This window comes from Oerskovia sp. Root22 (assembly GCF_001429135.1).
GTDB lineage: Bacteria > Actinomycetota > Actinomycetes > Actinomycetales > Cellulomonadaceae > Oerskovia > Oerskovia enterophila.
This window is the reverse complement of record NZ_LMIL01000001.1, coordinates 166,648-193,636: the sequence shown is the minus strand read 5'-3', so window position 1 is coordinate 193,636 and position 26,989 is coordinate 166,648. Positions and strand designations below refer to the sequence as shown.

The window sequence follows — 26,989 nt, the reverse complement described above, 5'->3', positions numbered from 1 at the left end:
AGAACCCCGCATGTCCAGCTCCCGATCCCTCACCGCCGCACGAGGCACCCGGACCTCCCGCGCCACCGCCTGGCTGGTCGTCCCTGCCCTCGCCGCGGTCCTCGCCGTGGGCGGGTGCGCGGGCGGCACGTCGCAGGCCGGCGAGCCCGCCGGCTCCTCGGCCGAGGCCGGCACGCGCACGGTCGAGACCGCGTTCGGTCCCGTCACGATCCCGACCGACCCGCAGAGCGTCGTGGCGCTCGAGGGTGGCACGGGGCCGCTCCTGGAGGCCGGGATCGTGCCCGTCGCGACCGCGGACGGCGACTGGGCCGACTCGTTCCTGCCCGCCGAGCACGAGCAGGTCGCGGACCTGCCGATCGTCATGGGCGCGGACGGCTGGGACTACGAGAAGATCGCGTCGCTCGAGCCGGACCTGATTGTCGGGTTCGTGCGCGGCGGCAAGGAGGAGGAGCTCAGCGCCGAGAAGAAGGCCGACTTCGACAAGCTCTCGCAGATCGCTCCGACCGTCCTGATCCGCGCCACGGGCTCCGCCACGGTCAAGGACGCGTCGGTCGAGATCGCGACGGCCCTGGGCGCGGGCGAGGAGGCCGAGGCGACCAAGGCCGCGTACGAGGCGCGCGTCGCCGAGATCAAGGAGACGTACGGCGACGTCATCGCGGCCAACACGTTCGCGGGCCTCGACTCGTTCGAGGAGGTCACGGTCTACTCCCGGATCTCGTGGCTCGGGGGCATCCTCGCCGACATCGGCGCCCCGCTGCCCGCCGTCGTGGCCGAGGAGACCACCGAGAACGGCGTCTTCCTGTCCTACGAGCAGCTCGGCCAGGTCGCCGACGCGACGGTCGTGCTCCACGAGCAGACGGTCGACGGCGCTCCCGGTCCCGGCGCCGAGGAGCTCGCCGCGGCCGCGACCTACCAGTCGCTCCCGGCCGTGACCGCGGGGCACGCGTACGGCATCCGCTACTTCTTCGCGGACCGCTACAGCCTGGCGCTCGACGTCCTCGACCAGCTCGAGGTCGTGCTCGAGGACCTCCAGGCCTGATGACGACGCCCTCCGCCCCCGACCTCCTGGCCCCGCCGGCTCTCGTCCCCGGACCCTCGTCGGCGCGCTCGGGCGCGCCCGTGGTCCGTGCCCCCGACGTGTCCACCCGGACGCGTGAGCCCGCAGGCCTGCCGCTGACGACCGCGCAGCTCGGCGTCGTCGGCGCGCAGCTCGTGCGACCCGGCACCACGGCGTACGCGGTGGGCGAGGTCGTCGAGATCTCGGGCGACCTCGACACCGCGCTGCTCGCGCTCGCCGTGGAGATCGTGGTCGGGGAGACGGAGGCGCTGCGCACCTCGTTCGAGGTGTCCGACGGCGTCACGCAGGTCGTGCACCCGGCCGGCGGTCCCGGTCCCGGTCGGGCGAGCGCCCCCGCGGGCGTGCCGTCCGGCGGGGTGCGGGTCCTCGACCTGTCGGGGGAGCAGGACGCCCGCGCACGGGCCGAGGCGCTCGTCGAGGCCGACCGGGTGCGCCCGTTCGCCCTCGACGCGCCCGGCCTGGCGCGTCAGGCGATCGTCCGGATCGACGCCCGCACGGTGTGGTGGTCGGTCGTGGTGCACCACGCGATCCTCGACGCGTACGGGATCACGCTCGTCCTGCGCCGCGTCGCCGACGTCGTCAGCGCGCTGGCCACGGGGCGCGCGGTGGCCGCGAGCCCGTTCGGCGCGGTCGCGGACGTCGTGGCCGAGGAGGAGCGCTACGCGACCTCGCCCGAGCGTGCGCGCGACCGGGAGCACTGGTCGTCCCGTCTCGACGTCCTGGGCGCCGCGGGGCCGGGCAGCTTCAGCGACGGACCCGTGGCGAGCAGCCCCGAGGCGAGCGACGCGGTGGTGCGCGTCGTGCACGAGGCGGGCTGCGCCGTCGGGCCGCTCGAGGAGGTCGCCGCGCGCTCCGGCGCCGGGTGGCCCGACGTCGTCGCGGCCACGTTCGCCGCGCACCTCGCTCTGGTCTCCGGGCGGCGCCACGTGGGCGTGGGCATGCCCGCGATGAACCGCATGGGGTCGGTCGCCGCGATCGTCCCGACCATGCGCGTCAACGTGCTCCCGGTCGTGGTGGACGTCGCCCCCGGGCAGCGGATCGACGCGCTCGTGGCGCAGGTGCGCGAACGCATGGGTGAGCTGCGCCGGCACGGGCGCTACCCCGCCGAGCAGATCGCACGCGAGGCGGGCGCGGTCGTGACCGCGGCCGAGCTCAACGTCAAGCTCTTCGACCACGACCTGCGCTTCGGCGCCGCGACGGGCCGCCTGCGCACCGTGGCCGAGGGACCGGTCGACGACCTCGCGGTCTCGGTCGTGCGCATCCCCGGACCGGACGGCGACGAGCTGCGCCTCACGGGCACCGCGCCCGCACACCTCTTCACGCGGCCCGACGTCGCCGCTCGCCTGGGCGAGCTGGCGCACCTCCTCGAGAGCGTGGGTCGGGCCGCGCCCGGTGCGCGCGTGGGCGGCCTGGGGCTCGCGTCACCCGCGACCGAGCGTCAGATCGTCGCGGGCTCGACCGGGCCCGCGCTGCCCGGAGGCGCACTGCCGTTGCTCGCGGGCGAGCTGTTCGACCGGGCCGTGGCCCGGCGCGGCGAGGCCGTGGCGCTGGTCGCGCGCGAGACCTCGACCTTCCGTGCGCTCGACGAGGCCGTCGCGCACCTGGCCGGGCGGCTCGTCGCGGCCGGGGCCGGGCCCGAGACCCTCGTCGCGATCGACCTGCCGCGGGGCACCGACTACGTCGTGACCCTGCTCGCGCTGCACCGCTGCGGGGCTGCTGCCCTCCTGCTCGACGACCGGACCCCGCCCGCGCGGCGCCTCGCGCTCGTCGACCGGCACGAGGCGCGGATCGTGGTCGCTGCCGGGACCGCTCCGGCCGGGGCCCCTGCGGACCAGGGCCACCGCGCGGGGCGCGACGGCCTGTGGGCGGGGCGCGACGTCGTCGGGCCGCGCGGGGACGCCGCCTCCCACGGGGCCGCGCCGCTGCGGCGGGTGCTCGACGTGCCCCGCGACGCGCTCGCCTACGTCCTGCACACGTCCGGGTCCACGGGCGAGCCCAAGGCCGTCGGGATCAGCCACGGCGCGCTCGCGCAGTTCCTCGCGCACCACCAGGAGCACGTCGTGCCACGCGTCGAGGACGGGGTGCAGCGTGTCGCGCAGACCATGCCGCTGGTCTTCGACGGCTCGTGGGACACGCTGCTCGCGCTGCTGCTGGGGCACGAGCTGCACCTGCTCGACGTCGAGCAGTACCGCGACCCCGACACCCTCGTGGACCTCGTCGTGTCGCGCGGCATCCACCGGATCGACCTGACCCCGACCGTCATGGCGGCCGTGGTCGAGGCCGGGCTGTTCGCGCGCGACCACTCCCTCCGGACCGTGTCCGTGGGCGGCGAGGCGTGCCCGCCCGCGCTGTGGACCACGCTGCGTGCGCAGCCCGGACTCCGGGTCCTCAACCTCTACGGGCCCACCGAGCACACGGTCGACGCCGTGGGCGCGAGCGGCACCGACGCCGACCAGCCCGTGATCGGGCGGCCGCTCAGCGCGACCACGGCCCTGGTGCTCGACCAGCACCTGCGCCCCGTGACCGACGGCGTCGTCGGCGAGCTCTACCTCTCCGGACCCCAGCTCGCGCGCGGCTACCTGCGTCGCCCCGACCTCACGGCCGAACGCTTCGTCGCGTCGCCGTTCGGGGAGCCGGGGGAGCGCATGTACCGCACGGGAGACCTCGCGCGCCGCGACGCAGAGGGGCTGCTGCACTACGTCGGGCGCCGCGACCACCAGGTCAAGATCCGCGGGTTCCGCGTCGAGCCCGGCGAGACCGAGGCCGCGCTGCTCGCGCTGCCCGGCGTCGTGCAGGCGACGGTCCAGGCACGGCGGTCGGCCCTGGGGGCGCGGCTCGTGGCGTACGTGGTGGCTCCCGGACCGACGGGGGACGCGCTGCGCGCGGCGCTCGCCGACGTCCTGCCCGAGCACCTGGTGCCCGCGGCGGTCGTGGTGCTCGACGAGCTGCCGCTCACGACCAACGGGAAGCTCGACGTCGGTGCCCTCCCGGAACCCGCGGTGAGCGCACCCGCGCAGGGGGAGACACCCGCCCGGGGTGACGACCACGCCCGCCCGGGGCGACCGGACCTCCCGGCGACGGTGACCGACGTGACCCTCGCGTTCTCCTCGGCGCTCGACGGCGCTTCCGTCGCGCCCGACGCCGACTTCTTCGCCCTGGGCGGCGACAGCATCCGCGCGATCCACGTCGTGGCGCGGCTCCGCGAGAAGGGGTGGCGCTCGAGCGTGCAGGACGTGTTCGAGCAGCGCACCGTCGCGGGGGTCGCCGCGCGGCTGCGCCCGCTCGCGACCGATCCCGCCCGGCCCACCCGCTCCGCAGACCCGCAGGCCTCCGGACCGGCCGGGGCCGGGGCGCTCGGCACCACCCAGGACGCGGCGGCGCCGCTCCTCGACCTCGCGCCCGGCGACCTCGACCGCCTGGGCGCCCTCCTCGGCGACCGCCGACGCACACGGAAGGCACGACCATGAGCTCGACCGAGAGCATCGAGGCCGTCTGGCCGCTCACGCCCCTCCAGCGCGCGCTGACCGCGCACGCGGGGCTCGCGGCCGACGGGCAGGACCCGTACGTCGGCCAGACCCTGGTCGAGCTCCGTGGACCGCTCGACGGGCCCGCCCTGGAGCGGAGCCTCGACGCGCTGCTCGGGGCGCACCCGAACCTGCGCGCGGGGTTCGCGGTCGACGACGACCTGGACCCGGTCCAGTTCGTCCCCAGCCAGGCCACGGCCGAGGTGGTCTGGTACGACGCGGCGGGTCCGGACGCGGCGGACGGAGGCGTGGCGGACAGAGGCGTGGCGCGCGCGGAGCAGGGCGGTGGGGGCGACGCCGAGGAGGGCGCTCCCGGGGCGGACCGTGATCGCGCCCTGCGCGACGCGACGCGTTCCGCCGCCGCGGCCGAGCGCTCGCTCCCGTTCGACCCGGCCGACCCCCCGCTCGTGCGGTTCGGGGTCGTGGTGCTCGGCGCGGAGCACCACGTGCTGGTCGTCACGAGCCACCACCTGGTGCTCGACGGCTGGTCCATGCCGCTGCTCGTGCGCGAGGTCGCGCGGCTCTACGGGGCCGAGCTGGCCGCGGAGGGCGACGAGATCCCGCCCGCCCGTGGCCGGTTCGTCGACCACCTCGTGTGGCTCGGGAACCAGGACCCCGACGCGGCGCACGCCCACTGGCACGAGGCGCTCGCCGACGTCGACCTCTCGCGGTGGCCCGAGGCCGCGACGTGGTCGGCGGGCGACGTCCCCGAGGACGCCTTCACGATCCACCGGCCTCTCGGCGCTGCGGCGGTCGAGGCGGTCCGCGCCGGGGCCCGGGCGCAGGGCGTCACGTCGGCCACGCTCGTCCGCGCGGCCTGGGGCCTGACGGTCGCTGCCCACGCCGGGACGACCCACGCGACCTTCGCGGTCCCGGTCGCGCTGCGCAGCCCCGAGGTCGAGCACGCCGACGAGATCGTCGGGATGCTCACGGAGTCCGTCGTCGCGCGCGTCGACGCCCACGCCGCGAGCTCCCTCGGCGCCGTCGTGGCCGACCACGCCCGTCGCTGGAACGTGTCCTGGGACCACCAGCACGTCGGGCTGCGCGGCATCCAGGCCGCGGCGGGTACCGAGACGCCCGTCGCGACGACCCTCGTGTCGTTCGAGCAGGCGGCGAGCGCGGGGGTGGTGGCCCCGACCGTCGTCGGCCTCGACCCGCTGCACCTGCGCGTGCTCGCGACGCACGACGCCACGCACTTCCCGCTCGCTCTCGCGGTCGACGCGGGCCCCGACACCTGGGGCCTCGCGCTCGACGCCCACGCGTCGGCCGTCACGCGGACCGGTGCCACGGACCTCCTGGCGACGTTCGAGCGCATCCTCCTCGCCGTCGCCACGACCCCCGCGGCACGGGTCGCGAGCCTCGACCTCGTCGCAGGGAAGGGGCGTGCGGCGGAGGTGTCGCGGAGGGCGGCCGGGTCGCCCGCCGTCGCCGACGTCCCGGGAAGCGCCGCGAGCCCTGAGGCGTCCCGCGTCCCGAGCGCGGCCCCCGCGACCCGCCCTGCGCTCGTGACCGAGGTCCTGGCCGACTCGATCGCACGCCACCCGCACGCGGGCGCGCTCGTCGTCGGCGACCAGCGCTGGACGTTCGCCGAGCTCGACCTCGCGATCACGCGGGCCGAGCGTCGCCTCACGGCGTGCGGGGCGCGCCCGGGCGACGCGCTCGCGATCGACCTGCCGCGTGACGAACGCATCGTCCACGTGATCCTCGCGGCACTGCGCCGCGGCCTGGCCGTCACGCCGCTCCCGCACGGTGCGCCCGAGCGCCGCGCGCACGTCCTGCGGCTCAGCGGGGCACGCCTCCTGTGGGACGAGGCCGGGCCGCGCCCCCTCGCCACGGCGTCGGCCCACGCGCCCGCCCGCGAGGCGACCGACGCGCTCGGGGCGGGCTCCGCCGTCGGGCCCGACGACGCGCCTGCGGCGGGCCAGGCTGCCGAGGCGCGTGCCGCCGTCGGGCCTGAGCTGCCGCCCGCGCCCGAGGCCGCGACCCTGCGCGCGTGCGTCGGAAGCATCATCTTCACCTCGGGCTCGACGGGCGAGCCCAAGGGCGTGGCCGTGGGGCAGGACGCCCTCGCGCACCTGCTCGAACGGCACCGCACCGAGCTCTACCCGCCCGGCGAGCGCCTGCGCGTCGCGCACACCGCGGCCTTCTCGTTCGACGCGCACTACGACGCGTTCCTCGCGCTCGCCGCAGGGCACGAGCTGCACGTGCTCGACGAGGACGTGTTCCTCGACCCGGTCGCGCTGCGCGACTACGCGACCGGGCACGGGATCGACTACCTCGACTTCACGCCGACCGTCTGGGGCGCGCTGCTCGCGGGCGCCGAGTGGGCGCGCCTGCCGCGGATCTGCGTCGCGGGCGGCGAGGCTTTCCGGCCCGCGCTGTGGACGCAGATGCGGGCGCTCGCGGCGCCCACGGGCGCACGCGTCGTCAACCTGTACGGGCCGACCGAGGCGACCGTCGACGCCCTCGCCGCGGACGTCGCGGACACGGCCGAGCCGGTCGTCGGGCGACCCGTGGGACGCACGCAGGCCGTGGTGCTCGACGCCGCGCTGCGCGAGGTCCCGGCCGGCACCGTGGGCGAGCTGTACCTCGCGGGACCGCAGCTCGCCGAGGCGTACCTGGGGCGGGCGGGCCTGACCGCGAGCCGGTTCGTCGCCCGTCCCGGCGGGCTCCCGGGGGAGCGCATGTACCGCACGGGAGACCTCGCGCGCCGCGCCGAGGACGGCACCCTGAGCCTGCTCGGGCGCAACGACGACCAGATCTCGCTGCACGGGTTCCGCATCGAGCCGGGCGAGGTCGAGCAGGCGCTCGTCGCGCTCGACGGCGTGGCCGAGGCCGCGGTCGTGCTCGCCGAGCACCCGCGGTGGGGGAGCAGGCTCGTCGCGCACGTGACGGGTGCCGGGCCGCTGGACCCGGACGCCCTGCGCGCCGCGGCGGCCGAGCGCCTCGCGCGGCACCTCGTGCCGACCGCGTTCGTCGTGCTCGACGCCCTGCCGCTCACGCGACACGGCAAGCTCGACCGCCGCGCGCTGCCCGCGCCCGAATGGGACGGGGCACGGACGTCCGGGGGTGGTGCGGGCCGGGCCGGCGCGGTGTCCGTCGGCCGGTCCGCTGCCGAGCCGACCCCCGTCGAGGCGCAGGTCCACGCGGCCGCCGCCCGTGTCCTGGGCGGGGACGGCGTGGGCCTCGACGAGAGCTTCTTCGCGGCGGGGGGCGACAGCATCGACGCGCTCCAGCTCGTCGCGGCGCTGCGCCGCGAAGGGCTCGTCCTGACGCCCGCGGACCTGTTCGCGGCGCGCACGCCGCGCGAGATGGCGCGGCGGGTCCGGCCCGACGGCGTCGCGTCCCCGGGCACGTCGGTCGCCTCGGGCTCGGGGCGCGCCGGGGCGGGCGGTGCTGCCGACGCGCTCGTGCCGCTGACCGCCGCGCAGGCCGTCGCGTTCGACGAGCACGTGCGTGCGGCCGTGCCGGGGGCGACGCACGTCGACGACGTGCTGCCCCTGACCCCGACCCAGCTCGGCATGGTCGCCGAGGCGGCCCGCGACACGGCCGACGCCTACCGCACGACGACCCGCTTCACCGTGACCGGGCCGGGCGAGGACGGAGGCGCGCTGATCGCGGGCGCGGTGCAGACGCTCGTGCGCCGGCACGCGAACCTGCGCGGCGCCGTCCTCCAGCTCGACCTGCCCGCGCCGGTCTTCTTCGTGCCGGATGCCGCCCGGGTGCCCGTCACCGAGCACGACGGCCGGGGGCTCGACCCTGCCGGGCTCGCCGTGCTGCTCGACGACGTCGACCTCGCCGAGCGCTCGCGCCTGGGCGACCTGTCGCTCGCACCGCTCGTGTCGGCCGCGATCGTGCGGACGGGCGAGGACGAGCACGTGCTCGTCCTCGCGATGCACCACGTGCTGACCGACGGCTGGTCCGTGCCGCTGCTCGCGGCGGAGCTGCGGGCGGTGCTCGCCGGGGAGGCCGGTGGGGCCGATGGGGCCGGTGGGAAGAGCCTTGCGGAGACGGGCGAGCCGTCCTTCCGCGACTACCTGGTGTGGCTGCGCGACGCCGAGGCGGGGCGCGACGAGGTCGAGGACCTGTGGCGGGCCGAGCTCGACGGGGTCGACGAACCGTCGCTGCTGGGGGTGCACAGGGGGCTCGGGGGGCTCGTTCTGGAGCCGCCGAGGGGGACGGACGCGCCCGCCGAGGGGGACGCGCGCATCGTCACGCCCGTCGCGATCGACGCGCAGGGCCTGCGTGCTGCGGCCCGCCGTGCCGAGGTCACGCCCGCGACGGTCGTCCAGACCGCGTGGGGCCTCGTCGTCGCCGCGCTGACCGGGCGCCCCGAGGCCGTCGTCGGCTCGACCGTCGCGGGCCGGCCGACCGACCTGCACGGCGCCGACCGCATCATCGGGATGTTCGTGAGCTCGTCGCCCGTCCGGGTCCCGGCCGGTGCGCACCTGACCGCGGACCCGCTGCTCCAGGACGTCCAGGCGCGCCAGGCCCGCCTGCTCGACGCTCACCACGTGGGGCTCCCGTCGATCGCACGGATCGCGGGCCACCCGCTGTTCGACACCCTCGTGGTCGTCGAGAGCTACCCGCGCGGGGACCGGACGGTCGCCGTCGGCGAGGACCCGGTCGCCGTCGGCGAGCAGGGCGGTCGCCCTCGGGAGGTGGGCTCGTCGCCCTCGGCGGGCGAGTCCGTCGCCGTCGTCCCCACGGGCGGCCACGACGCGACGCACTACCCCGTGACCGTCACGGTCCTCCCCGCGCCTGACGGCGACGGGCTCACGCTCGAGATCGAGCAGCGCCCTGGCGCGCTGGCCCCCGCGGTCGCTGCCGTCCTCCCGGACGCGCTCGCGAGCGCCCTCGAGCGCCTGGCCCGCGGCGGCAGCCTCCCGACGTCGCACGACCTCGTCGGGACGGTGCGCGTGCCGCGCCCGACCCCGGCCGGAGCGACCGTCGACGCGCTTCCCCGCGCGACGACCCACCACGGCGCGCGTGCGCACGGCCGCACCCCCGACCAGGGCGACGCGAGCGCCCGGGGGATCGACGCCGTCGGGCCGGGCGAGCGTCCCGCGGAGGACCGCACCGAGCGCGTCCGCGCCGAGGTCTCCCGCGTGCTCGGGGCCGAGGTCACCCCCGCGACCGACTTCTTCGCCGCGGGCGGAGACAGCATCAGCGCGATGCAGCTCGTCGGGGCGCTGCGTGGGCAGGGGCTGGTCGTGACGGTCGGCGCGGTCTTCGCGGGCCGCACGCCCGCGGGGATCGCGGCGGCAGCGACCGAGACAGCGCCCGCACCGTCGCCGGCGACCGCCCGCGCGCGGGACGGGCTCACCGAGCACGGCGACCTGCCCCTCACGCCCGCGCTCGCCTGGCTCCTGGAGAGCAGCGGCGACCACCGCGGGTTCGTCCAGGTGCGCGTCCTGCGGACCCCCGCCGACCTCACCGAGGCCGCGCTCCGGGCTGCGCTCGCGGGCCTCGTGGCGGCGCACGGCGCCCTGCGTCTCGCGGTGCACGACGGCGGCGCGCGCGTCCTCGACGTGGCCTCGCCCGAGGCGTCGGGCGACGTCCTGCGCCTCGTCGGCGGCTCCGGGGAGCCCGTGCTCGGCGAGGCGCTGCGCGGTGCCGCGGCCGAGATCGACCCGGCGACGGGCCGGGTGCTGCGCGCGGTGTGGGACCGGGACGCGCGCGAGCTCGCGCTCGTCGCCCATCACGTCGCGGTCGACGCGGTCTCGTGGCGCATCCTCGTCGACGACCTGCGGACGCTCGCGGCGGGCGGCGCCCTGCCTCCCGCGTCGGCGAGCCTGCGGGCCGCCGCGGCGGCCATGCACGACGAGGCGGCCCAGCGGGTGCCTGAGCTGCCCGCATGGCTCGACGTGCACGCCGGGCCGGCCGTCACGCTGACGGCCCGCCCGCTCGACCCGGTGCTCGACACCGTGGCCACCGCGCGCGAGGTCGTCGTGCGCCTCGGGGCGGACGACACCCGGCTCCTGCTGGGGCTCGCACCCGAGCACCGCACCGACCACGTCCTGCTCGCGGCGCTGTCGCTCGCGGCGGGCGAGGCCGTCTCCGCGGGCGGGGGCGCCTCGGCGGGCGGGATCCTCCCGCCGGGCGAGACGCGCCGCGGCGGGGCGCGCACCGGTGGGACGACCGACGCCGAGCTCGTGGTCGAGACCGAGGGGCACGGGCGACGTCTCGACGGCGAGGGGCCCGACCTGTCGCGGACCGTCGGCTGGTTCACCACGACCTGGCCCGTCCGGCTGGCTGCGTCACCGGGGGCCGCGGCGTCGGCCCACCTGCGGGCCACGGCGCGCCAGGCCGCGGCGGTCCCGGGCGACGGGCGTGCGTACGGGCTGCTCCGGCACGTCGCCCCGGTGGCGTCCGCGGCTCTGCGCGAGGCCGCGGCGGCCCGCCCGCCGCAGGTCCTCGTCAACTACCTGGGACGCGAGACCGAGAGCACCGAGGACTGGGGGAGCGCGGCCGACGCCGCGCACGTCGAGTCCGCGCTCGACCTGCACGCCGACCTGCCGTCGTCGCACCCGGTCGAGCTCAACGCGTACGTGGTCGACGGCCCGGACGGCCCCGAGCTCGTGGCGCGCTGGCTGCTGGCCCCGGCGGTCGACGGCGAGCCGTCACCCTCGGCAGGCGCGTCGGTCGCCCTCGACGGACGGGGCGGTCACCTTCGGGGCACGGGGGCGTCGCCCTCGGCGGGAGGGGTCGGCGACCGGCTCGTCGAGGCGTGGGGCAGGCACCTGCGTGCTCTCGTCCGAGAGGCCTCGACCGAGGTGGCAGCGGCTCCGGCGCTCCCCACGGGCACCCCCTGGCCGCTCACGCCCGTGCAGCGCGGCATGATCCTGCACGCGCTCGAGGCACCCGTCGACCGGTACACGAGCGCGGTCGACGTGGGCCTCGACGGGCCCCTCGACGTCGCCGCGCTGCGCGCCGCCGCAGCCGACGTCCTCGCGGCCCACCCGCAGCTCCGCCTCGCGGTCGCGGCCCGCGGCCCCGAGGACCTGGGGCTCGTCGTCACGGACGTCACCGAGGTCCCGCTGCGCGAGATCACGCTGCCCGACGGCGTGGCTCACCTCTCGCGTGCTCCGCGAGATGCGGCGGACGGGGGTTCGAGCGGGATTCTGACCCCCGTTGGCCGCATCTCGCCGGACGGGGTCGGCCGTGGACCGGTGGCGGCGTACGCCGAGATGATCGCGCTGCCCGGCGCCGCGCACCACGACGCCGCACATCCAGTTGCCTCGCGCGCCGGCGCCGCGTCACCCGGCGCCGCCCACCACGACGTCGCACACCCTGACACCGTGCGCCGCGCGCTCGACGAGATCATGGCCGACGAGCTCGACCGCCCCTTCGACCTGGCACGACCACCCTTGCTGAGGCTCGTCGTCGTCCACCTCGGAGCCCACGAGGGGGCCGGCCACCGGCTCGTCGTGACGAACCATCACGTGCTGCTCGACGGCTGGTCGGTGCCGTTCCTGGTCGACCTCCTGCTCGGCGCGTACGCGCGGCGCGTCGGTGCACCCGCGGGAGCGGCGCCGTCGGGCCTCGACGGCCTGGTGCCGCCGACCCCCGGCGCGGCCTGGCAGCTCTCGCGACGCCTCGCGCGGCGCGACGTCGGCGCGGTCGACGTGTGGCGTGACGCCCTGGCCGGGGTGCGCCCCGTGCGGGTGGCCGAGCCCGAGGACACGGGCGAGCGGCCGACCGTGCTGCACGCGGCCCCCGACGGCCTGGGCGACCGGCTCGTCCGGTCGGCGCGTGCCGCGCAGGTCACGCCGGCCGACGTCGTGACCACGGCCTGGGGGCTCGTGCTCGCGGCCCTCACCGGGGAGCGCGACGTGCTGACCGGGACGACCGTCGCGGGCCGGCCCGCCGAGATCGAGGGCGCGCACTGCGTGCCCGGGATGTTCGTCAACACCGTGCCCGTGCGGGTCCCGGTCGGGGGACCGGGCGCCACCCCGGGCGGGGGCTCGTCAGACGACGGGAGCGACGACGGCGGACGCGCCTGGACCGTCGCCGACCTGGTCCGCGCGGTCCACGAGCGGCAGGCGCGCCTGCGCGACGTCGACCACGTCGCGCTCGCGGACGTGCAGCGGGCGCTCGGGGTCGGCGAGCTGTTCGACACCCTGCTCGTGGTCGAGAACTACCCGCGCGACGCCGACGCCCAGCCGGGCGCCGCGGCCGGCCTGCGGATCACCGACGTCCAGGGCGACGACCGCACGCAGTACCCGCTCGCGCTCACGGTCGACGCGTCCGAGGGGCTGAGCGTGCAGCTCGACCACCTGACCTCGGTACCCGCCGACCGGGCGGCTGCGGCGCTCGCGGCCGTCGTCGAGGTGATCGGCCTGCTGGCCGACGCACCGGGGACTCCCGTCGAGGACGTCCTCGCAGGGCTCGCGGAGCGGTATCCCGCTCTGCGCGAGGGCCTCGCCGCGGTGCCGCTCAGGGCGGGGACCCCACCGGAGAGGGCGCCCGGGGAACCGGACGGTACTCCGCCCGCGAGACTGCCCGCGAGCCCGCCCGTCCTCGTCGTCCGCGAGGTCTTCGCCCAGGCCCTGGGCGTGCACGACGTGGCCGACGACGACAACTTCTTCGCCCTGGGCGGCGACTCGATCGTGGCCATGAAGGTCACGACGACGCTGCGTGCGCGGGGCTGGACGGTCGACCCGCGGTCGGTCTTCGCGGCGCCGACCCCGGCGTCGCTCGCGCTGCGCGCCCGCCCCCTGGACCAGTTGTCAGAAGCACCCCGGGCCATACCCCGGTCACCTTCTGACAGCTCCCCGCTCGTCTCCCCGCTCCTCGCGATGTCCGCGAGCGAGCTCGGCGACCTCGACGACCTGATGAGGAACCTGACATGACCACGACCGACGAGCGCACCGGCCCGGCCCCCACAGCCCCCGCCCCCACGATCGCCGAGGTCCTGCCCCTCGCCCCGCTCCAGGAGGGCCTGCTCTTCCACGCGGTCTCGGAGGACACGGGCCTGGACGTCTACACCATGCAGTCGACGTACCGGTTCCCGGGCGGCGTCGACGAGCAGGCCATGCAGCGGGCGTGCGAGTCGCTCCTGCGGCGGCACGCGGTCCTGCGAGCGGGGTTCGCGCACGAGCGCTTCGCCCGCCCGGTGCAGTTCGTGCCGACCGCGGTCACGGTCCCGTGGCGCGTCCAGGACCTGGACCACCTGGCGCCCGACGAGCGCACCACCGCGCTCGACCGGCTCCAGTACGACGAGCGTCAGCGCCGCTTCACCATGGACCGCCCGCCGCTCATCCGCTTCGTGCTCGTGCGGCTCGGCGAGCAGGGGGCCGCGCTCGTCGTGACGAACCACCACATCCTGCTCGACGGCTGGTCCGACGCGCTGCTCGTGACCGAGCTCCTGCGGCACTACGCCGCGGGCGGCGAGGACCTGGGCCTCGCGCCGGCCCCGCAGTTCCGCGAGTACCTCGCGTGGGTCGCCGCGCAGGACGCGGACGCGGCGGCGAGCGCGTGGGACGTCTCGTTGTCGGGCCTCGCGGAGGGGACGCTCGTCGCGCCGCCCGACCCACGCCGTCGGGCCTCGATGCCCGACGTCGTCGAACGGGACCTCGACTCCACCCTCTCGCTCGCGGTCCTGGCCCTGGCGCGCACGTGCGCGGTCTCGGTCAGCACGGTCTACTCGGCCGCGTGGGCGCTCGCGCTGCGCTCGGTCACGGGGAGCGACGACGTGGTGTTCGGCAGCACCGTCTCGGGTCGCCCGCCCGCGCTCGCGGGGGTCGAGGACATGGTCGGGCTGTTCCTCAACACCGTGCCCGTGCGCCTGGCGACGCGGCCCGGCGAGCCGTTCCGCGACCTGCTGCGGCGCTTCCAGTCGGAGCAGGCCGAGCTCATGGACCACCACCACGTGAGCCTGGGCGAGCTCCAGCGCCGCGCGGGCGTCGGGACGCTGTTCGACACGCTCTACGTCATGCGTAACACGCCCGAGGACGACGCCGAGCTCGACCGCCTCAGCGCGTCCGTGGGCCTCGAGGACGTCGAGGGCGGCGACGCCACGCACTACCCGCTGACGTTCGTGGTCCACCCCGGGCAGCCGTACCGGCTGATCCTGTCGCACCGCTCCGACGTCGTCGACGCTGCCCGGGCAGGCGCCCTGCTCGACCAGGTCGAGGCGGTCCTGCGCCGCGCGGTGGGAGACCCGGGCGCGCCGGTCGCCCGGGTCGCCGCGGTGCCCGACGACGTCGCTCCCCTCCTCGTCGCCCGCGGGGTCCGCGCAGCGCAGGACGTGGGCGAGGACTCGTTGCTCGACCTGCTGGACCGGGCCGTCGAGGCCCACCCGCAGCGGACCGCGCTGGTCCACGGCACCGACGCGGTGACGTTCGCGGGGCTGGGCTCGCGCATCGACGCGCTCGCGCGCGCCCTGTCCGCGGCGGGGGCCGGGCCCGAGGTCGTCGTGGCGCTCGCGGTGCCGCGCGGGATCGACTTCGTCGCCGCGCTGTTCGCGACCCTGCGCGCCGGGGCGGCGTACGTGCCGCTCGACGCCGCGCACCCGGCCGACCGGCTGTGCGCGGTCGTCGAGGCGGCCGGTGCCGGTGTCGTGGTGCTCGACGAGTCGTTCCGGGGGCTCGTGGGGCCGGTGCTCGCGGGCCGGGAGGTGGTGCCGGTGGTGCCGGAGGACCAGGCGCCGCCGCTGCCCGCCGGGGGCCATCCGGACCCGGCCCGCTGCCACGACCGGCCCACCTCCGGCCACGACCGGCTCGCGTACGTCATGTACACGTCGGGCTCGACGGGTGCGCCCAAGGGGGTCGCGATCGAGCACCGCGGGCTCGTCAACATGCTGCGCAACCACCGCACGGAGATCTTCGACCCGCTCGTCGCGTCGCGGCCGGTCGGCCTCCGCGACCAGCCCGTGCGCGTCGCGCACACGGTCTCGTTCGCGTTCGACATGTCGTGGGAGGAGCTGCTGTGGCTCGTCGACGGCCACGAGGTGCACCTGCTCGACGAGGCCGTGCGCCGCGACCCGCACGCCATGGCGACGTACTGCGCGACCGAGCGGATCGACGTCGTCAACGTGACGCCCTCGGTGTGCTCGGCGCTCCTCGCGGAAGGGCTGCTCGACGAGGGGCGTCACCGCCCGGGGCTCGTGCTGCTGGGCGGCGAGGCCGTGGGGGCCGAGGTGTGGGACGCGATCGCCCGGACCCCCGGGACCCGCGGCTACAACCTGTACGGCCCCACCGAGTACACGATCAACACGCTCGGCGGGGGCACCGACGAGAGCAGGCGCCCCACGGTGGGCCGTCCCATCGCCAACACCTCGGTGTACGTCCTCGACTCGGGGCTCGTGCCCGTGCCCGACGGGACGCCGGGCGAGCTGTACGTGAGCGGGATCGGGCTGGCCCGCGGCTACCACGGGGCACCTGGGCTGAGCGCCGAGCGGTTCGTCGCCGACCCGTTCGGGGCGCCGGGCGCGCGCATGTACCGCACGGGCGACGTGGTGCGGCGCCGGCCCGACGGGCAGCTCGACTTCCTGGGCCGCAGCGACGGCCAGGTCAAGATCCGCGGCTACCGCGTCGAGCCGGGGGAGTCGCAGGCGGTGCTCGCGCGCGACCCGAGGGTCGCGCAGTGCGCGGTGGTCGCGCGCCCGGGCGCCGGGGGAGGGCACGTCCTCGTGGGGTACGTGGTGCTGGCCGGGCAGAGCCCGTCACGGGCCATGGCCGGCACCGAGGGTGGCGCCGACCTGCTCGCCGACCTCCTGCGGACCATGCGCCGCACGGTCCCCGACCACCTGGTGCCCTCGGCGCTCGTCGTGCTCGACGAGCTGCCCCTGACGCCGCACGCCAAGTTCGACGTCCGGCGCCTGCCTGCCCCCGACCTCGCGCGCGCGGGCGGACGTGAGCCACGGACCGATCTCGAGCGCGAGCTGTGCGCGATCTTCGCCGAGGTCCTGGGCGTGGCGAGCTTCGCGGCCGACGAGGACTTCTACGCCGCGGGCGGCCACTCGCTCCTCGCGATGCGCGCGGTCTCGATGGTCCGCACGCGCCTCGGGCGCCCGCTGAGCGTCGGCGCCCTCGTCACGGCCCCGACGGTCGAGGCGATCGTCGCGCACTGGGACGCCCCCGAGACCGACCCGTTCGCCGGCACGCTCACGCTGCGTGCGCCGACGCCCGGGAGCGACGCCCCACCACTGGTGTGCCTCGCTCCCGCGGGGGGCCTGGGCTGGTCGTTCGCGTCGCTCGTCCCGCACGTCCCGGCCGGGACCGCGGTGCACGCGCTCCAGTCGCCGCGTCTCGCAGGGCCCGACGGCGCCCCCTCCTCGCTCGTCGACCTCGCCGAGCAGACGGTCCGGTCGGTGCGCGAGGTGGCGCCGCGCGGGCCGTACCACCTGCTCGGCTACTCGTTCGGCGCTCACCTGGCGCACCTGGTCGCGACCCGCCTGCAGGAGGCGGGCGACGTCGTCGCGAGCCTGACGATGCTCGATGCCGAGGCCGTCGCGCCCGGGGCGCGCTCCGCCGTCGGGCCGGAGGACCCGTCGCCGTCGGCCGACACGCACGCCGAGGAGGTCGACGCCCTCCGGTCGCTCCTCGCGGCCGGCGGCGTCGACCCCGACCTCCTCGCCGAGCCCACGCGCGACGACGTCCTCGACGTCCTGGCCGACGCGCCCGGCGCCTGGGGCGACCTGGACGAGGACGGGCTCGCCGCGGTCGTCGACACCTACCTGTACTCGTGCGACCTCATGGGCCAGGCGCGCTACACGCCCTTCCGCGGCGACCTGCTGCTCTTCACGGCCCAGGACACGGACCGCCACGAACTCACGGCCCAGCGCGACGCCTGGGTCCCGCACGTCACGGGCACCGTGACCCAGCACGCGGTCCTCGCAGGGCACCACGACATGGTCTCCCCGGCGGCGATCGGGCAGCTCGGCCCGGTCCTCGCACGGCACCTTCATCAGGCCCTTGCGGCCACCCGACCCAGCACCGACGAGAGGCACTGACCCATGAACCCCTTCGACGACTCCGAGGGCACCTTCCTGGTGCTCGTCAACGACGAGCAGCAGCACTCCCTGTGGCCGGAGTTCGCGGCCGTCCCGCCCGGGTGGGACGTGGTCCTGGACGCCTCGCCGCGCGCGGTCGCGCTCGCGTACGTCGACGCGCACTGGACGGACCTGCGACCGGCGAGCCTGCGCCGCGTGCTCGACGGCGCCCCGTCCGCGGGTCTCCCGGCCTCGCCCACCACGACGACGGCGACGTGAGCGCCCCGGGGCTGCTCTCGGGGCTCGCGCTGGACCTGACGCCGCTGCGCGCGAGCCGCAGCTTCCGACTCCTCTTCGCGGGGCGGGTCGTGTCGCTGCTCGGGCTCGGGATGCTCGTCGTGGCCCTGCCCGTGCAGGTCTACGCCCTGACGGGCTCGTCGCTGCACGTCGCGGGCGTCAACACGACGCTGGGAGTGACCGCGTTCGCGGGCACCCTCGTCGCGGGGGTCGTGGCCGACCGCACGGACCGGCGCCGCGTGATCCTGTGGTCGCGCTCGGCCGCGGTCCTGGGGTTCGTCGCGCTCCTCGTGAACTCGCTCGCCGAGTCGCCCTCGGTGCCCGCGATCTACGCGATCGCGGCGTGGGACGGTCTCGCGGGCGGGTTCAGCGTGGTCGCGCTCGCGGCGGCCGTGCCCTCGCTCGTGCCGCGCACCCAGCTCCCCGCGGTCGCGGCGCTCCAGGCGATCTCGCTCGACCTGGGCGCCGTGGTCGCCCCGCTCGTGGCGGGCGTCGCGATCGCGCACGGCGGGTCGAGCCTGGTCTTCGGGGCCGTCGTCGTGGCGAGCGTCGTGAGCCTGGGCTTCCTGGTCCGCCTGCCCGCGCTGCCGCCGGGCGGGGAGGGCGGGGCCGGGGATGCCGGGATCGAGGATCCCGTGCCCGACGGCGCCGCGTCCGAGCCGCCGCTCGGGGCCGAGGTGGGGCTCGGTACCGCGCGCCGGCCCCACCCGTGGGACGACATGGTCGAGGGCCTGCGCTTCGTCGCGACCGACCGCGTGGTCGGCGGCATCATCCTGCTGGGCTTCGTCCAGATCCTGTTCGCCTCGCCCCACGTCCTGATCCCCGAGCTCGTCGACAAGCAGCTCCACGCGGGCCCCGAGGTCGTCGGGCTGCTGTTCAGCGCCCCGGCCGTCGGCGCGCTCGTCGCGACCCTCACGAGCGGGTGGACGGGGCGCGTCCGGCGCACCGGGCGCCTGCTCCTGATCGTGTTCGCGGCCTCGGGCGTGGGCGTCGCGATGCTGGGCCTGTCCCAGTCGGTCGTCCTCGCCGTCGCGGCCATGACCCTGGTCGGCGCAGGTGACGTCCTGGGCGAGATCCTGCGGTTCACGCTGCTCTACGAGCGCACGCCCGACCACCTGCGGGGCCGCGTGAGCGCGCTGTGGACCGCGCAGGGCACCGCGGGCGACGCGCTCGGCGGGCCGCTCCTGACCCTGATCGCCCGGGCCCTCGGGGCAGGCGGCGCCGTGGCGCTCGGCGGGGCGCTCGCGGCCGTCGCGACGGGCCTCGTCGCCCTGATGGTCCCGGGCCTGCGCCGCGCGGTCACCGAGCCCGAGCCGGCCGACCACGAACCTTCCCCCCAGCCCGTCGACGCGAGCGTCGGCACCACCCGAGGAGAGAACGCATGACCAGCACCACGAGCAACCTCGCTGTCGCGGACGACCAGCCCGCCGGGCCCGACGTCGTCGAGCAGGTCACGCTGCTGACGCACCCGCTGCGCCCGCGCCTGCTCACGGTCGCGGCCGTCGAGCGGATCGCCGCGCGCATGGTCCGGGTCCGTCTCACGGGGGAGGACCTCGCAGACTTCGTGACCGTCGCCCCCGAGGACCACGTCAAGCTCTTCCTGCCGACCGAGCCCGGCGGCACCCCGGAGATGCCCGAGGTGGTCGACGACCGCTGGGTCGGAGGCCGCCACCTCACGAGCCGCGACTACACGGTGCGGTTCTTCGACCGCGAGGCCCGCACGCTCGACATCGACCTCGTGCTCCACGAGCACGGCATCGCGGGCCGGTGGGCGGGACGGGCGCAGGTCGGGGACCTGGTCGGGGTGCTCGGGCCGCGCGGCTCGTTCCTCGTCAACGACGTGTTCGACTGGTACGTCTTCGCCGTCGACGAGACGGCCCTGCCCGCAGCGGCCCGCTGGCTCGAACGGCTGCGCGCGGACGTGCCCGTGACGGTCTTCGTCGAGGTCCAGGACGAGGGCGACGTGCTGCCGCTCGCGTCGGCCGCGAGCGTCGACGTGACCTGGCTCTTCCGGGAGGACCGCGCGCCGGGGACCACGGCGCTGCTCGCGGACGCGGTGCGCGGGACCGACCTGCCCGCGGGCAACGGGTTCGTGTGGGTCGCGGGCGAGTCGCTGTCGATCAAGCCGCTACGCCGCTACCTCAAGAACGAGGTGGGGCTGGGGCGCGACAACTTCGACGTCGACGGGTACTGGCGCAAGGGCGTCGCGGACCACGACCACCACGACGACGACACCGAGGCGCCGGAGGACTCGGCTGTACCGGACGTCGCCGTGCCCACCGGGAGCACCGCGGACGCCGGGTCGTCCGCTCCCGCGTCGGGACCGTCGGGTGACTGACGGTCCTCGGCCGCGCCACCCCGCGCTGCGTGTCCTGGCCTCACCGGCCGGGGCGACGTGGCGCGTCGTGGTGTGCCCGCACGCCGGCGGCGCGGCGAGCTACTACCGGCGGCTCGTGGGTGCCCCTGATGCCCTTGGTGATTCGGGCGCGCCCGACGCACCGGGCTCTGCAGCCGGTGCCGGTGCTGCCGTCCCGCCCCCGACCGGTCCCTTCGCGACCTCGCCCGAGGTCGTGGCCGTGCAGTACCCGGGTCGCGAGAGCCGCTTCGGCGAGCCGCTCGCCCGCACCATGACCGACCTGCTCGCGGACGTGTCCGGCCCGGTGCGCGGGCTCCTGGCCGACGGTGTGCCTACGGTCCTGCTCGGCCACAGCCTCGGCGCATCGGTCGCGGCCCGGATCGCCGCGGGCCTCGGCCCGGACACGGCCCCGGACCTGCTCGTGGTCTCGGGTCGTGCGGCGCGTGCCGACCGTCCCGGGACCGCAGGCGACGCGGAGGAGGGGAGCGACGTCGTCGGGCCCGGGCCGGCCGCGCGCGACGACGCCGCACTGCGCGCGTGGATCACCGCGCTGGGCGGGACCCCGCCCGAGCTGCTCGCCGACGACGAGTTCTTCGCGCTGCACGCGCGCGTCCTGCGCGCGGACCTCGCGGTCCACGACTCGCTCGCGGCCACGCCCGGGGAGCCGGCCGACGTCACGGTGCCGCTGCTCCTGCTCGCCGGGTCCGACGACGTCGCGTCGCCGCCCGCGTCCGTCGCGCCCTGGGCCGCACGCGCGCGGGCAGGAGTCCGACAGCGGGTCGTCGAGGGTGGTCACTTCTTCGTCGGGGAACGGCCCGACGAGGTGATCGAGGCCCTGCGCGTCGCGCTGACCGCGGCCGTCGCGGGCACCTGTGCCGCGGACGTCGCGCGTCCGAGCGCCGAGGACCGGTGGGTGTGGTCGCGCGAGGCCGTCGCGAGCACGGGAGCGGGCTCGTGAACGGCGGCACGGCACCGACGGGCGGCGGGGCGGCGCGCGGAGGTGCCGCTGCCGCACCTGCTGCGGCCCCCGCACCTGCTGTGCCTGCTGTGCCCCCGGCTGCCCTCCGGGGCTCGCGGCCCTCGTCGCGTGTCCTGCTCGTGGGGGCAGCGCTCGTGCTCGCGCTGCTGGCTGCGATCCTCGCGAGCGTGGCCCTCGGCTCGCAGCCCGTGCCGTGGCCCGACGTGCTCGCGGTGCTGCGCGAGCCCGGGACGACCGAGGCGTCCGCGATCGTGTGGGACATGCGCGTGCCGCGCACGGTCCTGGGGCTGCTCGTGGGGATCGCGCTCGGCGTGGCCGGCGCGCTCACGCAGGCGCACACCCGCAACCCGCTGGCCGACCCCGGGCTGCTGGGCGTGACGTCGGGCGCCGCGTGCGCCGTGGTGCTCGCGATCCACGTCCTGGGGGTCACGAGCCCGTCGGGGGCTGTGGGCTTCGCGCTCGTGGGGGCGCTGTGCGCCGGGGGGATCGTGGTGGTCCTCTCGCAACGCATCCGCGTGCTCGCGCCGGGCGTCACGCTCGTCCTCACGGGCTCGATCGTCACGGCGCTGCTCGCGTCGGTCACGTCCGGGGTGCTGCTGCTCGACCGCACGACCATGGACGTCTTCCGCTTCTGGAGCATCGGTTCGCTCGTGGGTCGGGGACCCGAGGTCATCTGGACCGTCGCCCCGTTCCTGCTGCTCGGGCTGCTCCTCGCGGTCGTCAACGCGCCGACGCTCGGGGCGCTCGAGCTCGGTGACGAGCTCGGGGTCTCGCTCGGGAGGCACGTCGTGCGCGACCGGCTGATCGGGCTGCTCGCGGTCACGCTGCTCGCCGGTGCGGCGACCGCGGCGTGCGGGTCGATCGCGTTCGTGGGGCTCGCCGCGACGCACGCCGCGACGCGGCTCGGCCTCGGCGGACCGGCGTGGCGCATCCCGGTCGCGGGACTGTGCGGGGCGGTCCTGGTCCTGGGGGCCGACGTCGTCGGTCGCCTGGCCCCTGCCACCTCGGAGATCCAGGTCGGCATCGTGATCGCGCTGGTCGGGGCGCCGCTGTTCGTCGTCCTCGCCCGCGGCTACCTGGGAGATCGCTCATGACCACGAGGCGTCAGCCGACGGCCGAGTTGTCAGAACTGCACCGGGGTACCCACCGGCCCAGTTCTGACAACTCAGCGGGGCGCTCACGGCTCGCGGGGCGCTCAGGGTTCGCGGGGCGCTCAGGGTTCGCGGGGCGCTCAGGGTTCGCGGGGCGCGGTGGGGGCTCGGGGGGCTCCGGGCGTTCCGGGCGCTCACGGTTCACCGGACGCTCCTCACCGACCAGGAGGCTCGGTAGAGCCCTCGCGCCGCTCCGTCGCCACCCGGGCACCCGGCGCCAGGCACTGGTCGCGGCGGGTCTCGTCGCCCTGGTGCTCGCGCTGCTCGTCGCCTCGATCATGGTGGGCGAGTACGTGCTGCCCGCGGGCGACGTGGTCCGGACGCTGCTGGGGACGGGCGACCCCGCCGACAGGTTCGTCGTGCTGGGCCTGCGGGCACCGCGGGCCGTGACCGCGCTCGTCGTGGGCTTCGCGCTAGGTGCCGCAGGGGCCATCACGCAGTCGGTCGCCCGCAACCCGCTCGCGAGCCCCGACATCCTGGGGGTCACGGCCGGCGCGACGGCCGCGGCGGTCGCGGCGATCGTCGTGGCGGGCACGGGGGCCGGGGTCGTCGGCGGGTTCCTGGTCTCGGCCGGTCTGCCGATCGTCGCGGTCACGGGAGGGCTCCTCGCGACCGCGCTCGTGTGCGTGCTCGCGTGGCGGGGCGGGATCGAGGGATACCGCCTGGTGCTCGTCGGCCTGGGCGTCAACGCCGGCGCGTCCGCGATCACGTCGTGGCTGCTGGTCCGCGCCGAGCTGCCCGACCTCAATGCGGCCCTCATCTGGATGACGGGCAGCCTCAACCGGGCGAGCTTCGCGATCGTCGGCCCCGTCGCGGCCGTGGTGGTGGTGACGGTCGCGGTCAGCGCCCTGTCGTCCCGGTGGCTCGCGGTCCTACGGTTCGACGCGCGTGTGATCGTGGGACTGGGAGTGCGTCGGTCGTCGGCGCAGCTGCTGCAGATCGGGCTCGCCGTGGTCCTCGCGGCCGCGGCGACCGCGGCCGCAGGGCCCATCCCGTTCGTCGCGTTCGTCGCGCCGCAGATCGCGTGGCGGGCGCTCGCGGCCCAGGGGCCGTCGCCGCTCGGTGCGGGGCTCGTGGGGGCGTGCGTGGTCCTGGCCGCGGACCTGGGTGCGCGCTCGCTGCCCGTGGACCTGCCGGTCGGGGTCGTGACGTCGGCGGTCGGTGCACCGTTCCTGCTGTGGCTGCTGCTGCGCGAGAGCCGGGAGGTGCGCTGATGTCAGGGGTTCCCGAGCCCGTGCCGGGACAGCAGGGTCGGGCCGTCGGCGAGCTCGACGGTCGAGAACGCGACGGGTGCCCCGGGGGAGCAGAGCGCGACCGCGGCGAGGTGGGTCTCGCCCGCCGAGGGTGACGGCCGAGCCCCCGACGGCTCCGACGGAAGCTCCAGGTCCCGCAGCGCGAGCCGATCAGGAGCCGGGACCGCGCCCCTGCTGTGCACGACGGCCGCGATGCTGTCCGCGGGGGCCAGGAGCAGGTCGTCGCGCGGGGCGAGGAGCCCCGTGCCGACCGCCTTGAGCACGGCCTCGCGCCGCGCCCACGACCGGGTGAACGACTCGGCGTCCCAGCCCCCGGCCGGACGCTCGCCCGGGGGCACGGCATCGAGGAGGTCGGTGAGGTGGTCCCGTGCCGGGGCCGTGGACTCGACGTCCACACCGACGTCCACACCCGCTGCGAGGTCCAGTTCGCCGTCGTCCGTGGCGTCTGCCTCGAGCCCCGGGGAACAGGTCACCGCCCCCACGACCGCGACCAGCACCCAGCGGCCCGCGTGGGCGATCGAGAACGACGGCGCCCCCTCGACGAACGGCCTGCCAGGGGACGCGGCGTCCCGCGGGCCGACCCGGATCGCGACCTCGGTCGGCGAGACGCCCAGGCGTTCGCCCAGGGCGGCCCGGATCAGGGCGCGGCCCGTGACGAACCGTTCACGGTCCTCCGCGCGCCGGAAGGCGGTTGCCCTCCGGGCCTCGTCGGGGGAGAGCCACGCCGACGCCCGGACCCCGGCTGCACCGGGAGCGGCGCACCAGACGGTGACGCTCGCGGTCAGGAGAGGAGTCGGCACGTCGACACTCTAGGACCCCGGCAGGCATCGGCGGGGCGGGGTTCCCGTGCGCTTCAGTCGAGCACTGCGGTCGCCTCGACCTCGACGAGGACATGAGGTTCGAACAGGGACTCGACACCGATGAGCGAGGAGGGGGGCATGGGCTGCGGGATCTGGAGGCGGGCGGCGACGGTCTCGATGCCGGCCAGGAACGCACCCATCTTGTCGGGCGTCCACCGCGCGACGTAGAACGTGAGTCGGACGACGTCCTGGAACGTCGCTCCCGCTGCCTCGAGCCCGCTCGCCGTGCTCACGAGTGCCTGTGCGACCTGCCCGGCGAGATCGTCCGGGTCGACCGGGCGCCCGTCGAGGCCCGCGGCGACCTGGCCGGCGACGTGCACCTGGCGGGTGCCCGTTCCGATCGCGACGTGATGGTAGGGCGTGGGCCCGACCATGCTGGCGGGAGAGAAGAGATGGACGGTCATGGTGGGTCCCTTGGTCGAGGTCCGGTTGGGTACCCCAGTGATACCTGGTTTCCGAAGGACACTTCAACGAGACTAGGTGTCGTGACGGAAACCTCTCGCCCTGCCGCCCACCCTCTGGAGATCACTGCGTCGCACAGGGAACTGCTCGACCAGGTGCTGGACAAGTGGTCGGTCCACATCCTCGACGAGCTCTGTGAGCGACCCGCTCGTTTCAACGAGCTGCGCCGCGCGATACCTGCCGTGACGCAGAAGTCCCTCACGGCCACCCTGCGCCGCCTCGAACGCAACGGGATCGTCGAGCGGTCCGTGGTCCGCTCCCGGCCGGTGGCCGTCGAGTACCGCATCTCGCCCTTGGGCAAGACGCTCCGGGCGCCGATCGACGCGCTCCTGGAGTGGATCGCGACGCACGGGGCAGACGTCGACCGTGCTCGTGGCCGATTCGACGACGAGGCCGAGCACGACCTGGGCCGCCTCGGCAGGTAGGTTCACCCCACCCGGCTCACCCGGTTCTCGGACAGCTGGAGCTGGAGCAGCGCACCGTGGTAGCCCAGCATGCCCACGTTCGGGGCGCTCGCGCCGGTCCACAGCACCTCGCCCGTGGCGAGGTCGTACCCGACCGACCGGGCCGATCCGTCGTCGTCGTGCGCGAGGACGACCGCCTGGGAGCCGTCGGTCGCGGCCCCGAACGGGTAGACCGAGTCCTCGCCGGGCACGGTCCACAGCGTGCGGCCCGTGGTCGGGTCGAGCGCGGTCAAGCCGTTCGCGCCGTCGTCGACGACCATGACAGCGCTCGTGTGCACGAACAGCCTGCTCGCGTACGTCGAGGCGTCCCACAGCTCCGTGCCGTCGGGGCGGAACGCCGCCAGGCCGCTCAGGGTGTCGACGAGGACGGTGTCCTCGCCCGTCCCGTCGGTCGCGGACGGGCGGAGGAGAGGACCGGTGACCTCCCACAGCGAGGTCCCTGTGCGGTCGAGCACGGTCGTGTGCTGGGTCGTCTGGTCGAACCTGCTCACGGTCGTGGCGGTGAGCGGCTCGACCAGGTCGTCCTGCGAGGTCACGTCGTCAAGACGGGTCCCGTCGGCGTCGAACGCCGCGCTGATCCCGCATCCGTCGACCGTGACGACGTAGCCCGTCGTCATCGAGCTCACCCTGTCGAGCGCGAACGTGGCCATGTCGCCGAGGTCCTGGCACTCCCAGGCCTCGTCCGGCGCGACGAACGGCACCTCGTTCTCCCAGAGCACGTCGCCCGAGACCGCGTCCTCCAGGGTCACGACGACCGCTCGGCCACCGGGAACGTCGACGAAGGTCGGTTCCCCGCCCTCGTCGTAGAGCTCGCGCGGGCCGACCGGGGGCCCGACGGGCCCGTCGCGACGCACGTGGACGACCGTGGCTCCCGGCCCGACGGCGTAGCTCGCGCCCTCGACGACCGGCCCGAGGTTCCGGCTTCCCGTGACCTGTCCCTCCGTGTCCAGGACCGAGACGACCCTGGCGTCCGCGGTCCCCGACAGGCACAGCAGAGGTCCGGTCTCCTCGGCGAGGGTCTGCCAGATGCTGGGCCGACCGCAGTACGCGTCCGGCCCCACCGTCGCCTGCCACACCTCTTTCCCGGTCAGGACGTCGACGGCCGTGAGGCCCTCTTCGTCGACCTGGCTGAGGAGCAGACCCCCGAACGGCATCCAGAAGTGGTTGCTCAGGTCGAACGACCACAGCTCCTGCGGCGGTCCGGTGAACGGCAGCACACCCCCCACGCTCGCGACGAGACGCGCGGCGGTGCGGCGCTCCTCGATCTCGCCGCCGATCGCGAGCCCGCCGATCACGAGGGCCAGGACGCCTGCCACGGCGGCCCAGGGCTTCCAGCGGATCGTCCTGCTGCCCGACGACGTGTCCCCGGCCCCGGAGGGCGCCTCGCCGAAGCGTCCCTGGGTGCCGTCAGCGCCGTCACCAGCAGCGCTGCCGACGGAACCTGCGGCTCGCGCACCGTCGCCGACGTGCCCGGCAGGAGCGGAGCCGTCCGCCGCCGCAGCCCCTACCGAGGCTTCCGGGGACGCGAGCCCGTCGTCCAGGTCCTCGACGACCTCGAACGGCACGGCACGGGAGGCGGCGGACTGGCGGCGGCGCGGCATGGAGGGGAGCCTAGCGGCCGCCCACCC

Annotated in this window: 14 protein-coding genes; 11 read left to right on the top strand and 3 right to left on the bottom strand. The window is 76.2% G+C overall.

Going from position 1 to position 26,989, the window contains the following annotated elements; genetic code table 11:
- Positions 1–10 precede the first annotated feature (10 nt).
- The 10 genes from ASE15_RS00715 to ASE15_RS00670 all read left to right on the top strand — a co-directional run bounded on the left by ASE15_RS00715 (position 11) and on the right by ASE15_RS00670 (position 23,536).
- Complete coding sequence (locus tag ASE15_RS00715) at positions 11–1,039, top strand: ABC transporter substrate-binding protein (RefSeq protein ID WP_056760555.1); 1,029 nt, start codon at positions 11–13, stop codon at positions 1,037–1,039.
- Complete coding sequence (locus ASE15_RS00710; RefSeq protein WP_056760554.1) at positions 1,039–4,545, top strand: non-ribosomal peptide synthetase; 3,507 nt, start codon at positions 1,039–1,041, stop codon at positions 4,543–4,545. Before ASE15_RS00715 ends, ASE15_RS00710 begins: the two co-directional genes overlap by 1 nt.
- Positions 4,542–13,457 carry a condensation domain-containing protein gene (locus tag ASE15_RS20610; protein ID WP_056760552.1) on the top strand — a complete coding sequence of 2,972 codons (8,916 nt, stop codon included), beginning with the start codon at positions 4,542–4,544 and terminating at the stop codon, positions 13,455–13,457. The genes ASE15_RS00710 and ASE15_RS20610 overlap by 4 nt, the downstream gene beginning before the upstream one ends.
- Positions 13,454–17,560 (top strand): non-ribosomal peptide synthetase, encoded by a 4,107-nt coding sequence (locus tag ASE15_RS00700; RefSeq protein ID WP_056760550.1) that lies wholly within the window; start codon positions 13,454–13,456, stop codon positions 17,558–17,560. Before ASE15_RS20610 ends, ASE15_RS00700 begins: the two co-directional genes overlap by 4 nt.
- A 3-nt stretch (positions 17,561–17,563) precedes the next feature.
- Complete coding sequence (locus ASE15_RS00695; protein ID WP_056645334.1) at positions 17,564–17,818, top strand: MbtH family NRPS accessory protein; 255 nt, start codon at positions 17,564–17,566, stop codon at positions 17,816–17,818.
- The gene (locus tag ASE15_RS00690) at positions 17,815–19,221 is read left to right on the top strand and encodes an MFS transporter (RefSeq protein WP_056760548.1); all 1,407 of its coding nucleotides are present in this window, start codon (positions 17,815–17,817) and stop codon (positions 19,219–19,221) included. Before ASE15_RS00695 ends, ASE15_RS00690 begins: the two co-directional genes overlap by 4 nt.
- Entirely contained in the window at positions 19,218–20,174 is a 957-nt protein-coding gene (locus ASE15_RS00685) for a siderophore-interacting protein (protein ID WP_082618071.1), read from the top strand. Before ASE15_RS00690 ends, ASE15_RS00685 begins: the two co-directional genes overlap by 4 nt.
- Positions 20,167–21,150 carry a thioesterase II family protein gene (locus tag ASE15_RS00680; protein WP_162259107.1) on the top strand — a complete coding sequence of 328 codons (984 nt, stop codon included), beginning with the start codon at positions 20,167–20,169 and terminating at the stop codon, positions 21,148–21,150. Before ASE15_RS00685 ends, ASE15_RS00680 begins: the two co-directional genes overlap by 8 nt.
- Complete coding sequence (locus ASE15_RS00675) at positions 21,108–22,265, top strand: iron ABC transporter permease (protein ID WP_200960487.1); 1,158 nt, start codon at positions 21,108–21,110, stop codon at positions 22,263–22,265. Before ASE15_RS00680 ends, ASE15_RS00675 begins: the two co-directional genes overlap by 43 nt.
- A 308-nt stretch (positions 22,266–22,573) precedes the next feature.
- Positions 22,574–23,536, top strand: a complete 963-nt coding sequence (locus ASE15_RS00670; RefSeq protein ID WP_056760545.1) for an iron chelate uptake ABC transporter family permease subunit — start codon at positions 22,574–22,576, stop codon at positions 23,534–23,536.
- A 2-nt stretch (positions 23,537–23,538) separates the two neighbouring features.
- On the opposite strand, the gene ASE15_RS00665 is transcribed toward ASE15_RS00670, so the two are convergent.
- Complete coding sequence (locus ASE15_RS00665; RefSeq protein ID WP_056760543.1) at positions 23,539–24,375, bottom strand: 4'-phosphopantetheinyl transferase superfamily protein; 837 nt, start codon at positions 24,373–24,375, stop codon at positions 23,539–23,541.
- 53 nt (positions 24,376–24,428) lie between these two features.
- On the bottom strand, positions 24,429–24,839 hold the full coding sequence (locus ASE15_RS00660) for a RidA family protein (protein WP_056760542.1): 411 nt from the start codon (positions 24,837–24,839) through the stop codon (positions 24,429–24,431).
- An 81-nt stretch (positions 24,840–24,920) separates the two neighbouring features.
- On the opposite strand from ASE15_RS00660, the gene ASE15_RS00655 reads away from it, so the two are divergent.
- Entirely contained in the window at positions 24,921–25,322 is a 402-nt protein-coding gene (locus tag ASE15_RS00655) for a helix-turn-helix domain-containing protein (protein WP_056645352.1), read from the top strand.
- Between the two features lie 2 nt (positions 25,323–25,324).
- On the opposite strand, the gene ASE15_RS00650 is transcribed toward ASE15_RS00655, so the two are convergent.
- A complete protein-coding gene (locus ASE15_RS00650; protein ID WP_056760539.1) occupies positions 25,325–26,962 on the bottom strand; it encodes a PQQ-binding-like beta-propeller repeat protein in 1,638 nt (545 codons plus the stop codon).
- Positions 26,963–26,989: the final 27 nt, after the last annotated feature.